Origin of the sequence: Candidatus Profftia lariciata, assembly GCF_020541265.1 — a bacterium.
GTDB lineage: Bacteria > Pseudomonadota > Gammaproteobacteria > Enterobacterales > Enterobacteriaceae > Profftia > Profftia lariciata.
Genome location: NZ_CP045925.1, coordinates 419,278 through 433,858, shown reverse-complemented (window position 1 = coordinate 433,858; position 14,581 = coordinate 419,278). Strand labels below are relative to the sequence as shown.

The 14,581-nt window shown below is 19.5% G+C and carries 5 protein-coding genes; 4 read left to right on the top strand and 1 reads right to left on the bottom strand.

Going from position 1 to position 14,581, the window contains the following annotated elements; all coding sequences use genetic code 11:
* The first annotated feature begins 759 nt into the window (after nucleotides 1-759).
* Nucleotides 760-2,100, top strand: a complete 1,341-nt coding sequence (pmbA, locus tag GII40_RS01005; RefSeq protein WP_226813537.1) for a metalloprotease PmbA — start codon at nucleotides 760-762, stop codon at nucleotides 2,098-2,100.
* A 1,332-nt stretch (nucleotides 2,101-3,432) separates the two neighbouring features.
* A complete protein-coding gene (locus GII40_RS01000; RefSeq protein WP_226813536.1) occupies nucleotides 3,433-4,686 on the top strand; it encodes a multifunctional CCA addition/repair protein in 1,254 nt (417 codons plus the stop codon).
* 637 nt (nucleotides 4,687-5,323) lie between these two features.
* On the opposite strand, the gene bacA is transcribed toward GII40_RS01000, so the two are convergent.
* A complete protein-coding gene (gene bacA / locus GII40_RS00995; RefSeq protein ID WP_226813535.1) occupies nucleotides 5,324-6,148 on the bottom strand; it encodes an undecaprenyl-diphosphate phosphatase in 825 nt (274 codons plus the stop codon).
* Nucleotides 6,149-7,968: 1,820 nt separating this feature from the next.
* On the opposite strand from bacA, the gene murJ reads away from it, so the two are divergent.
* Both murJ and ribA read left to right on the top strand, forming a co-directional pair.
* Nucleotides 7,969-9,510, top strand: a complete 1,542-nt coding sequence (gene murJ, locus GII40_RS00990; RefSeq protein WP_226813534.1) for a murein biosynthesis integral membrane protein MurJ — start codon at nucleotides 7,969-7,971, stop codon at nucleotides 9,508-9,510.
* A gap of 1,946 nt (nucleotides 9,511-11,456) precedes the next feature.
* Nucleotides 11,457-12,044: a GTP cyclohydrolase II gene (gene ribA / locus GII40_RS00985; RefSeq protein ID WP_226813533.1), complete on the top strand. Its 588-nt coding sequence runs from the start codon at nucleotides 11,457-11,459 to the stop codon at nucleotides 12,042-12,044.
* Nucleotides 12,045-14,581 lie beyond the last annotated feature (2,537 nt).

Below are 14,581 nucleotides of genomic sequence, written 5' to 3'. Positions count from 1 at the left end.
ATATTTTCTCAAATGATATCTTACTACACTATATTAGTAATATTTAATTATAATTTTAAATTTTTTATAAAAATATTAATATATCTTATAGTTATATTATATATAATCATATTATTTATAATCAATGACATTGTATAATCTCTCTATCCTTGCATATTATCATTATTGATAACTATCCATGTTAATATGATTATTTAAAGAATAATAATATATATTACTTATAAAATACAGTTTAATATAGATTAATGTATACATCATTATATTCATTAATCAAATTATTAAACAATAATATTACTGCATAGTAATAAATAAAAATATTTTTTATAAATTTTATAAAAATAAAAATATTATACTTTTATCTATTAATCTCTTTAAAAGATAATTCAGGAATTACATATATAATAAATATTTAACTCATGATAAGTAATATTTTAAGTATTACTGTACTAAAAATTGAATTTAGTTAAGATTGAATATATAAATCAATATAATTTTACTAAATTATATTGATTATAAGAAATAAAAAATATTTCTTAATAAATTTTATTATATAGCTATCTTGATTATTTCAATAAAATAGTTATAATATTAAATATATAAAATATTTACTGACATTTTATAAGATATATTTTATTAAAAATTAACTAATTATAAAATGCAATAAATTTTTATATGATATAATTGTAATGTTGATTAACAATATCATGGTAATCAATATGCTAATCACTTAATTAATTACTTAATAATGATGATATATTAATGAATGTAATTACACAAATTTCAGAACAACGTAATAAACTAGAAAATATCGTAGCACAAACGTTGGAACTAGCTCAAGTTAGTATTGATGCTTGTGAAGTAGCTATTAATAAAACTATCGGTATTAGTGTTAGTACACGTTTTGGTGTACTTGAAAATGTTGAATTTCATAATGATGGAGCTTTAGGTATTACTGTGTACCATCAGCAAAAAAAAGGTAGCGCTTCTTTAACAGATCTTCATCCTGATGCTATTGCTCGAACTGTACAAGCAGCTATAGATATTGCACATTATACTTCACCAGATCCATGTTCTGGTCCAGCTGATAAAGAACTATTAGCTTTTAATGCAAAAGATTTAGATCTTTTTCATCCTGCAGAATTAGATGTAGAATGTAGCACTAAAATAGCTGCACTAGCTGAGCAAACTGCCTTAGAATATGATCCTCGCATTAAGAATACTGAAGGTGGTAACTTTAATAGCCACTACGATATTAAAGTTTTTGGTAATAGTCATGGTATGTTACAAAGCTATATTGCTAGTAGGCACTCATTGTCTAGTTGTGTAATTGCTGAGTATGAAGGTCATATGGAACGTGATTATGCTTATACTGTAGCTCGTGATATTAATGCATTAAAAAGTCCTGAATGGGTAGGAAGAGAGAGCGCTCGTCGTACTATTTCTCGTTTATCATCACGTCGTTTGCCTACGATGGAAGCACCAGTTATATTTTCAGCAGAAGTTGCTACTACTCTTTTAGGACATTTAGCGGCTGCAATCAGCGGTAATTCTGTATATCGTAAATCAACTTTTTTACTTAATAGCTTAGGCAAACAAATACTACCTAAATGGTTAACAATTGAAGAACAACCACATATTCCAAAAGGAATAGCTTCTATACCTTTCGATAGCGAAGGTGTAGGTACTATTCAACGTAATATAGTAGAAAATGGTGTATTACAAACTTGGCTTCTGACTAGCTATTCAGCACGTAAACTAGGTATGATAAGTACCGGTCATGCAGATGGTGTTTATAACTGGATCATTAAAGGACAAAAAATTAGTTTTGAAGATATGATAAAACAAATGAATACTGGTTTTTTAGTAACTGAGCTAATGGGTCAAGGTATAAACAGCGTAACTGGTGATTATTCTCGTGGTGCTGTAGGCTTTTGGGTTAAGAATGGTCAAATAGAATATCCGGTTAGCCAAGTAACTATTGCTGGTAATTTAAAAGACATGTTATTCAATCAAGTTGCTATTGGTAATGATATCGAAATTCGTAGTAATATTCAATGTGGATCAATTTTACTAAAAACTATGAAGATAGCCGGAAAATAGTTTATATAAAATATATAATTACAGTTTATATTTTTTTAAAAATTATTATTAAAATAATTTAAATGAATTTATATTAATGTTATAAAATAAATCAAGATAAAAGTATTCAAATATAATATATATTTAATATAATAATACTTCAAGCCTAAATAAATATTTTTTCATAAGATATGTAGTTTCTTGTATATATCTTATGAAATATTACAAGTTAGATATTATAAAATACAAAAAATAAAAAAATTCTTAAAATATATAATTTAGTTTTTAACTTTATCTATTTATTAAGTTAAATATCAATAATAATTAATAATATATTTTTATTAAAAAATTATTATCTATTTATTTAGTAAATAAATTTATATTTATAGTATGTATTTATATATAATATTTTAATTTATTTTTTGATTAAATTTGCATAATAAAGTCAATAATAAATATTAATATATAATAAATTATTTACTTGACATTATAATAAAAAATATATAATTGATACAATACTTTATTTTATATAAAGATTATATATAATATACATGAATTAATAAAAATAAATAACTATCATTAATATCATATTATTTTTGCATTAAGATAGCATATCTTTAGCCTATTATTAAAGAATAAATGATATTACTACAAAATAGTAAATCTAATACAAAATTAGTAAATAAATATTTTATAAATTACTCTAGTAACTTAAAGAAGATATGATCTTTGTTTTTACTATAGATACAATATTACATGGATTACGAAATTTTTTGATAGCACGTAAAAAATAAAAAGTATTATTATATTCAATTAATGTAGTCAATAGCATAATATTTGCATATTTATAAACTAAATAATAATTTTATTAACAAACATAATTTTCTTACAGAATTATTGTTGTTATTTAATATATGTTTAAAATAATAAAAAATATAATTATAATATATTTATATAAGATATAATTACTATACTTATATTTAATATATTATGTATTGTTTAGATAATAGTATTTCTAAGTATTATTAATATTTTATATAAAAATTAATACATATTTTTTTAATTATGATTGATGATTTATCTTAATAATTTATATAATTAGTTATAATATAAAATATTTATTATTATATTAAGTGTACTTTTATAAAGTATAGAACTATCGTAAATAGTATGTTAGTAAAATTAATCAATTATTATAATATAATATCTATAAAATAAAAAATTTTATACTTTTATAAAGATAAATTTATAATAATAACATATTATACTATTAACGTAGATACGTTATATCTTAAATACATTAAATAAATGTAAATTTCTTATGCTTAAGGTATTATATACAAGGAATTAAGTTTGAAGATTTTTTTAGTAGGTGGAGCTATACGCGATAAAAAATTAAAATTACCAATTTATGACCGAGATTGGGTCGTTGAAGGTGCTACTCCTGCAGAAATGATAGCTAAAGGATTTCAACAAGTTGGCAAAGATTTTCCTGTTTTTCTACATAACATATCTCATGAAGAATATGCACTAGCACGTACCGAGCGTAAATCAAGTTATGGTTATACAGGTTTTATTACTTATTCTACTCCTGATGTAACATTAGAACAAGATTTATTACGTCGCGATATTACTATAAATGCCATGGCAGAAAGTTTAGATGGACAAATAATAGATCCTTATGGTGGCCTTAATGATTTAAAAAATAAAGTGCTACGTCATGTATCCAGTGCTTTTGATGAAGATCCTCTACGTATTTTACGTGTTGCACGTTTTGCTGCACGTTTTGTGCATTTAGGATTTTATATTGCACCAGAAACAATGGCATTAATGACTCACATGACATCCTATAATGAGTTACATCATATAACACCAGAACGTATATGGCATGAAACGCAAAAAGCCTTAAACACGCGAGATCCTCATATTTACTTTCAAGTATTACATGACTGTGGAGCACTTAATGTTTTATTTAAAGAAATTAGTAATCTTTTTGGTATACCTTCACAAGAAAAGTGGCATCCAATAATTGATACTGGTATACATACACTAATGTCACTTTCAATTGCAGCAAAAATAACCAAAGATGTTGAAGTGCGTTTAGCCGTTTTAACACATGATCTAGGAAAAATTATAACACCTTTAAAAGGTTGGCCATATCACTATGGACATGGCGAGGCTGGATTAAAAATAATTGATATTTTTGGTAAACGTATGTGTGTGCCAAAAAATATGATAAAATTTGCAAAAATAGTATCTAAATATCATGAATGCATTCATAATATTAAAAAAATGCATCCAATAGCAATACTACAATTATTCAATGCTCTTGATGTATGGCGTAAACCATACCAATTAGATAAAATAATTATGACTAGCGAAGCAGATGCTAAAGGCCGTATTGGTTTTGAAAATACACCTTATCTACAAGGAGATTATCTTCGAGCAGCTTATAAAGCTACTCAAAAAGTATCAGTACAAGAAATAATTAATTTAGGATTCAGAGGCTTACAAATACGTCAAGAATTATATAAACGTCATTTACATGCATTAAAAGAATGGAAACAAAATATTAATAAATATAAAATTTATAATAATGATAGTTAAATATACAACAAAATAATATAAAATATTAGTTTCTTACTAAGATTATCTTACTATTATTATGGTATATAAATTTGATAATCATTATTATTGAATAATATATAGTTAAAAAATTATGTTTTTATAATACTATAAATATTATTTACCAATTAAAAATTTATTTTTCTTATTATTGATATCAAATTTAATAAATAAATATTAAAAATATTACAATAAATATTAATTAATATTACTTAAGCTTTAATTTACAATATATAATTATAATCTTATTATAATTATAATCTATTATATCTTATATAATAAGATTTGTTATTAAATGATATTTCTAATCTAAATAAAATAATTATTAAAATTATTTTTATAATATTTTTTAAAAATTATTTTTAAATAAATATATTATATATATTGGTATCTATGTATTGATTTTGATATTAATGTGCTTCCATAATAACAGGAAAATAAATAATTTTTATATCTTGTAGTAGTAATTAAAAAAATATTTAAATATATCTGAAGATTTACTACATAATTAATTGTGATTTTTAAAGATATAAAAATTATTTATATATACAAGTATTTATATGGTATTAATAAATATAAGATATTAAAAATTAATTTTAATGATTAAAAATAAAATGACTTATATCATAATAATATATACCAATATTGCAACGATAAAACGATAAATTACAAATGGTATAAAAGAAGTTTTCTGAATTATTTTTAAACAGATTTTAATTATACTTATCGCAATAATAAATGTTGTTATAAAGCCAACTATAAACATTGGTAAATCTACTAAAGATAATAATGGAAAACTTTTATATATTGTTAGTATTGTTGTACCAATCATTGTAGGCACAGATAAAATGAAAGAGAACTCTAATGCAACAAAACGACTCATGCCTACAAGAAGTCCACCAGAAATAGTAGCACCTGATCTAGAAAAACCAGGCCATATTGCTAAACATTGAAAACAACCTACTATAAATGCTTGAAAATATGTAATATTATCAAGCATAATTATACGAGGATGTGTTAATAAATATTTTTCTGCTACTAATAATAAAAAACTACCTACAATTAAAGACAATACTACTGTTTTCGGTACAAAATATATATTAATTTTATTCTGAAATAATAGTCCTATTATGAAGATTGGTAATATAGCTAAAATAATATGAATTAATGTTAAATGATTATGATCTGTTATTTGATGCAATAACTTATCATACTTAGTATTGATACCAATTAAACTAAATAAACGACGCCAGAATGATATTATAACCGCTAAAATAGATCCTAATTGAATAATAACCTCAAAACTTTTTGCTTTATCACTTGTAAATCCCAGCCAATACCCAACAATAATCATATGTCCTGTTGAAGAAATTGGTAAAAATTCTGTGATCCCCTCTATTATTCCAAGAATAAATGCATTAATTAATACATGCAGATTCATCAAGATTACCTTTGTCAATAAAATTTTTACAAAATTTGCAAAGATAAATATAATAAGCTATTAAATATAGCGTAAAATACTAAAAACATATAATTAATAAAATAAAAATTTTATAAATTTCATAGCGTTAAATAGTAATTTTATTTATATAATTTTATATAAAACATTTTAAACTCATGTTCTAAGAACATTATGTAATTTAATGCTATATTTAAATAACTAATAAATATCTGAATTATAATATTAATATATATTTATTGCTACAATACATAAAATGTATTATATATTAATTATAAAAATAATATATTTTATAAGATATCTTAATAATAAATATGTACAAAATATCACTACTTACTGTATCTAATTAGATATTAATTTTATTATATTAATAATATTATTATAGATGAATATTGTAAAATTATTTCAGTATATAGCTATTATATTTATATATGTAATTTTGCTTGAACAAAGTATAATTTTTTATTATATTCATTAGTATATAAAATAAGAAAATTTTTTATCTCTTTTAAAGAGATATTTTTTAGAATGATTAAAAATTGATTATAATATTTTAGACGTAATTAATTAATATTAAGTAAATACCTTGATATACTAATTATTTATGTGTAAATAATTAGATATGCTCTATACTATAATAAATAGAAATACATAAACTATTTTTAATAAATTATTATAAATAATAAAATTTTTCATGATGCTAATGATAAATTTCTTTTAAATCATCAATAAAAGATTTATAAAATATCATTTATTGTATTAAGCATAGTCATTAAAAATTAATTATTAATATATCTTTTGATCGTGAAATAAAATAAATAATATACTTAATAAATAGATAAAATTTACTATTTATTTTTATAACTTTAAAAAAATAAAATATATAACTATATTTTGTTATTGCTCTTATTATTGATACTGTATATGTATATAACACTTACAAAGATATTATTATATATAATAAGTATATAAAATATATTTTTATACAAATGATTAGATATAACGTATTATGTTATTGTAACTGTATAATATTAATATTTTTAAAATTATATATTATTATTTTTTATACACTTCAATATTATAATCATCATATCTTATATTAGTAGGATAGTATATAAAATAATTTATATAAGTATTTATACTGTAATATAATTGATGTACTTATTATTATAGTTATAATATTAATTAATGATTAAAATCATTATAATTACTCTTATCAAAAAATAAATTAGTATTTTATACTTTATTATAATAATATCTTTATTAAAAGATATTTAGTATATAATCATACTAAATATTTAAAATATTTTTTATAAAATTAACTATTAATGTTAGTATAAACTAAATAATTTTCATAAAAATTCTAAAAAAATTAGAAGATAATTGTAAGTATTGTTACAATATCTAATATAATGATTAGATAAAAACTAATACATAATTTATATTATTAATGTATTGATCAAACTAAAAATTTAGAGATATATTATGTAATAATTATTTTAATAATTGTATCTTTTTTATAAATTCACTATAAATTGTATTACTCTATTTATTAAAAGATAGACATATAATATTATATTAATAATAAAAATAATACATAAAACATTAAAATTTTTATATAAGTATATCATAATTACTTTTTTAAATCATTGATGATATCTAAAATTATACACTATAATTTATATTTTATTGTATTTATTATATATCTGCAGATAATGATGCTATCAAAATAGCAGATTTTTATAATTCTAAATCACTAGTAATACTGATAAAATAAAATGCTAAATGGTTGCAACATTAATTCAATGAATTTATTAACATCACTAGTAAAAATAAGTTTAATAACTATATTTTCTCGTATGCTAGGATTTATACGAGATATATTAATAGCACAGTATTTCGGTGCTGGTATGGCAACAGATGCATTTTTTATAGCTTTTAAATTACCTAATTTACTGAGACGTATCTTTGCTGAAGGTGCATTTTCTCAGGCTTTTGTACCTATTTTAGCAGAATATAAAAATAACAAAAGTAAAGAAGAAACACGTACTCTCTTATCTTATGTTAGCGGCATGTTGATATTAGTATTAACCGTTATTAGTATATTAGGAATATTAACTGCTCCATTGGTAATTAATATTACAGCGCCTGGTTTTGTATATTTTCCAGAAAAATTTCAATTAACTTGTAAGCTACTACAAATAACTTTTCCTTACATTTTATTCATTTCTTTAGCTTCTTTAGCTGGTGCTATTTTAACGACTTGGAACTTCTTTTTAATATCAGCGTTTACACCTACCTTTTTAAATATTAGTATGATTTTTTTTTCATTATTTGCAACATCATATTTTCATCCACCAATTATATCATTAGCTTGGGCAGTAACTTTAGGCGGCTTACTACAATTAATTTATCAACTACCATATTTAAAAAATATTGATATGCTTGTATTGCCTCGTATTAACTTACGACATACAGGCTTATGGAAAATAATGAAATTAATGGGACCAGCTATTATTGGAGTTTCTGCTAGTCAGATATCATTAATTATCAACACAATCTTTGCTTCATTCTTAAAATCAGGGTCAGTATCATGGTTATACTATGCTGATCGTCTTATGGAATTTCCAGCTGGTGTTTTAGGTGTAACATTGGGAACTATTTTATTACCATCATTAGCAAAAAGTATTTCATGTGGTTGTTATGAAGAATATTCTAGTCTAATAGATTGGGGATTACGTTTATGTTTTTTATTAGCCTTACCAAGCTCCATTGCATTAGGAATATTATCTAAACCTTTGATTATAATTCTATTTCAGTATGGTCAATTTACTGCTTTTGATACTAAAATGACTCAAAATGCATTAATTGCTTATACTATTGGTTTAATGGGTCTAATATTAGTAAAAGTATTAGCACCAGGTTTTTATTCCTACCAAAACATTAAAACACCTGTTAAAATTGCTATTATTACACTTATTATAACGCAATTAATGAATTTATTTTTTATATGGCCATTAAAGCATGTAGGGCTTTCATTATCTATCGGATTATCAGCATATCTTAATGCTAGCTTGTTATATTGGCAATTGCGCAAACAAAATATGTATATTCCGCAACCAGGTTGGAAAATATTTTTAATCAAAGTAATTATATCTGTAATAATAATGACTATCATATTAATAAGCATTATATTTTTTATGCCTGCATGGAATTCTGGTAATACGCTAACGCGTTTATTACGTTTAATATTTATAATATTAGGGGGATTATTTTCTTATTTTATATCTTTATCTTTATTAGGTGTGCGTATTCATGATTTTACTCGTAAAGCACTTAACACATAAAAACTGCTGTATAATCATATAAAATAAAAAATATTATATATATTTCTAGATATTGAAATATCCACTGTACAATATAATATATTTTATTAAATTAATAAAGTGATTAAAGATCATAATTTTATATTTATTCTATTTAGAAGAGAAATAATATTATACGTGTCTATCTAGATAGATATTATGTTTAATAACAAACTAAACAAACTATCTTAATATAATGCTCTTATTATATTAAGATAGTTTAAAAATATAATATAAAATATAACTAAAATAATGTTATTATTTAATAATTTCTGTAAATTAGAATAAAAAATTTATTTTATATTTAATTTATTGTATTAAATATTGATAATATATCTATTATCAAATACTCTTTATTATCAGATATATTTTTTTATTAATTTATGCATGAATATTACATGGTATAGTTAAAATATTATGTATAAAAAATAATTGCTTGCATTGTACTTTCTAGTAATTAAGATGTCTTTTATAATTCAATTATTCAATTAAAAATTAATGTATGTAATTATTGTAATATAAGATTATTTTTTACTATATTAAGAATTTTTATATAAATTATTAAATGTTTTATTATTCTGTTTAATACATTAATATTAAAGATATAAATACATAGAAAATATTCTATAGATAACTATATTTTATAATAGTTTTTATTTATTACTTAATTTACTAAATAATAAATTTATTAAGCTATTTATAATTTTTATAAGCAAATAACATATAAATTACTTACTAAATTTAAAATATATAATAGAGATTAGCGTATAAATTAATAGTAATTAATATTATAATAACACTAATAATAATTTAATATAAAATATATCTCTGACTGACTATAATAGAATAATTAGTATGTTATAAATAATTTTATCTTATATTAAATATATTATATATATAATATATATGTATATAATTAGTAAATATTATGTTATAAAGTATTTACTGTCTTATTATAAGAATGTTTTTATTAAAATACATTCTAAGATAGTATACTAGAAAATAGTATTAAAATTAAGTTACTTAACTCTCTAATTATGATAGAATTTTTACTAAAATTAATAATACTGATTCTACAATAATATTTCAATATAAAAACATATTTTTATCAGTAAATAATACTTAATATAAAAGTTTTGATATTATTTAATATACTAATTATCTTTATAATTATATATTTATTTTTTTAAAATTATTAAACAGCATATTTATTAAAGAATAAATTATAGATATATTAATATTGATAGAAATATTTGTAATATATTAAAATAATATAATAATATTACTTACTATCATTAATAGATATATTAATATATTATATAGTATATATTTATAATTCTTTAAAATAAAAATTTTATATTTTATAATAAATATTAGCAATAATTTAATTTTTAATGAAAAAACAAATGTTTATATAACAAACAGTAATGTTAGTTGACTGTTTAATACCAATAACAGAGTTATTTAGTAAATCAATACAAATATCATTACCATATATAAAATATAATAATATAACTACTAATCATAAATAGCATTCTTAAAACATAATAAGTATGCATCTTGTTGTAAATAGTATAAAACATTATAATCTATTATAGATATAATCTATAATTATTTTAGCTTATTATTAAATCTAGTAAACGTTATTGTAATAACGATAGCACATTAATACATTATGTATGTTAAATAAATAAAATCTCAAGTAAATATAATCAGAAAATATTTTTACCTATATTTATAGATATAATGAAATATTTTATTATTATGAATAAATTACAATTAATTATATCTTAAGTGAATATTATATATTTTATATATTACATGATTTACTATATAATAAATAATTATAAAAAATTTATAAAATAATTTTATTATGTAATCATTTCTCATGAATAATAAAATATAAAAATATTTTTATGGAGAATATAATGCAAATTACACGAGTTATTGAAGCAAAATTACCAACACATTGGGGTAATTTTTTAATGGTTGGCTTTGAAGAAATTAACACTGGTTATAATCATATAGCATTAATATATGGCAATGTATCTAGGACAAAACCAGTACTTGCACGCGTACATTCCGAGTGTCTAACTGGTGATGTATTCTCTAGTCTACGATGTGATTGTAGTTTTCAATTAAATGCAGCACTAAAACAAATAGTTGAAGAAGGAAGTGGAGTTTTATTATATCATCGTCAAGAAGGGAGAAATATAGGCTTATTAAATAAAATTAGGGCTTATGCTTTACAAGATCAAGGTCTAGATACCGTCGAAGCAAATTATCAATTAGGTTTCTCTGCTGATGAACGTGATTTTACCTTATGTGCTGATATGTTCACACTATTAGATATAAAAGACATACGTTTATTAACAAATAATCCAAAAAAAGTTAATATTTTAATTAATTCTGGAATTAACGTTATTGAACGTGTACCTCTTATTGTGGGCCGTAATTCAAAAAATGAATGCTATTTATCGACTAAAGCCATTAAAATGGGTCATTTATTTGACTAATATATATTTTATATATTACTATCTTTATAAGATTTTATAGGCATACTTTTTACACACTTAAGAAATATACAATGATTAGATATAATACAATATTTATTGTATTTAATATATCAATATTATAATATCTTTAATAGAATTATATCACTAAAATAGTTTATAATATTATTATACTCTATAAATAACTATACAAAAAGATTGAATCAATAAACTAATTTTTTTAACATAAATAATTCTTAAAAATTTCATAAATTATAGTATTAACATATAAAAAATATAGTATAAAATAATAAAAAACTTATTTTTTTAATAAATATATTATCTTAAATAATAATTGAAATAGTTATAAAAAATGATATTTTTGAACGTGATAAAATTATTTTATATAAATCATTATTAACTTAAATAACTTTTATTTTAAATAATAATATATTTTAAAAGATATGCTTTAAATTTTTAAAAAATTGTATATATCTATTTATAGTGAATATTATATATTAAATCATATATATAATAGTTTCTCCAAAGATATATATAATAGTATTATCTTGATTATTATAAAGATAGAAAAATTTTAATTAAAATTAAATAAATATATATCTATATTATAAATATAATTCACTATTATTTAATAATAATTTTATAAAACTATAATAATATTTAATATATATTAGTATATTAAGATATCATCTACTATACAAATACAACTCTCTTTATTAAGAAAAATAATTAATATTATTATTTAATATTCTATACATATGAATAAATAAGTAATTATTATTTTATTTATTAATCAATTATATATTGAAAATAAGTATATCTTTTAAAAAAGATAATATTTAAAATTTTTTATACTAAAGATAACACATTGATGCTTTTATTCATTAATTTTAAATTAATACTTACTTAAGTAAGTATTATAATCCATCAGAGATGATAGTACTTTCAGGTAACTAATATGTTAAAATATATTTAATTATTATATTCGGTTAATTACAATACGAATTAATTATCTTACATTAATCAAAAAAAATTTAATTTTTTATTATGTAATAATTTAATATTTTTAGATATTTTTTACTAGATTTTATGTTATTAATTATAGTATTTACGTATAAAAATATCTACTCATATTATTATTTATTAATAAAAAATTTTTAAGAAAATAAATTTTAGATATTTTCAAGGTTCTTATACAATAAGAAACATGTCTAGTACTTGGTTTATATAAAATATATAAATTATGATATATCAATATACGAATTAATTTAAAATATTTTTATCTAATATTTTAGCATACTCATTAAAGATATAAATCTACATTTTTCTTAATTAACACTCCAACAAAATAAATCTTTATAATCAATCTAGTTATTTTTTATATATATTTAATCACTAAAACTTTTATGATTAATAAATGGGTATAGTAAATAGATTTAGTCTTTTTTAATCTATAGCATATATAATATTATTAGTAATAAGAAACATTTTTATATTATAAATATTTACACCAAGATTAGCATTTATACTAAAACAGTAAAGAAAGTAATATTATTTTAATAAAAAAATACGTTACATAATTATATATTGCTTATTTGATTGAATATTATAAGAAATTATTAATTAAAATAACTTTTTAAGTTAATAATGAATTTAAGTAATTTAAGATAACGATAATATAATAATTAGACAATATGTATTATAGATAAAATTTATTAAAAAATGATAATATTAATTATATATAATTATGCATAATAAATATCAATAATTTTATTATTACTTGATAAATATCATAACTTAATAAAATCACTTTTATTAATATCATAAAAGTTATTTTATTGTTATAGTGACTCAATTTAATATAGTATTATAATTTTTATTTATTAATAATTTGATTAATAAAATATATTTAAAATTTTTTCAAAAAAATACAAAATTCTTTGAATAATTGATTTAAGATAATAAAATACACTTGTGTTATAATTATTTTTATTATTTTATTTTTAATAAAATCATATTAATTATTTAATATCAATATAAAATAAATAACGTATTTTACATATTATATTTTTATTATAGGAATAATTATAAAATTCAGATTAAATACAATATAACAGTCATTTATTATATTATATATAACATATAGTGTTATATATAATGATTTACTAGTAAATAGTCATAATATATAATAAAATTTTAAACAAATATAAAAATATTATTAGATTACTTTACTAAGAAAAATAAAATACAAATTATTTTTTAGTAAAATATACATATTATATAATTATGATAATTCTAGATAGAAAGTAATAAATATATAGGTGCAAATAACTAATGTTAAAAAATAACTTAAAAGTATGACTAATTAATATTTAATATTAGATTTTTTATAAAACTTCTAAGCAATATTAATATAATTACAGTATTTATTGTTATTTAAAATAATATAATAGATAAAATATAAATACATGCTAAAAAATATATTTTTCTTAATTTTATTATTGACCTGTAAAATGATAAATTTATACGCATAAAAATCA

What these genes read in the sequence shown, in the direction of transcription:
- ribA (WP_226813533.1), top strand. Translation starts at nt 11,457, where the DNA reads ATGCAAATTACACGAGTTATTGAAGCAAAATTACCAACACATTGGGGT.
- murJ (WP_226813534.1), top strand. Translation starts at nt 7,969, where the DNA reads ATGAATTTATTAACATCACTAGTAAAAATAAGTTTAATAACTATATTT.
- pmbA (WP_226813537.1), top strand. Translation starts at nt 760, where the DNA reads ATGAATGTAATTACACAAATTTCAGAACAACGTAATAAACTAGAAAAT.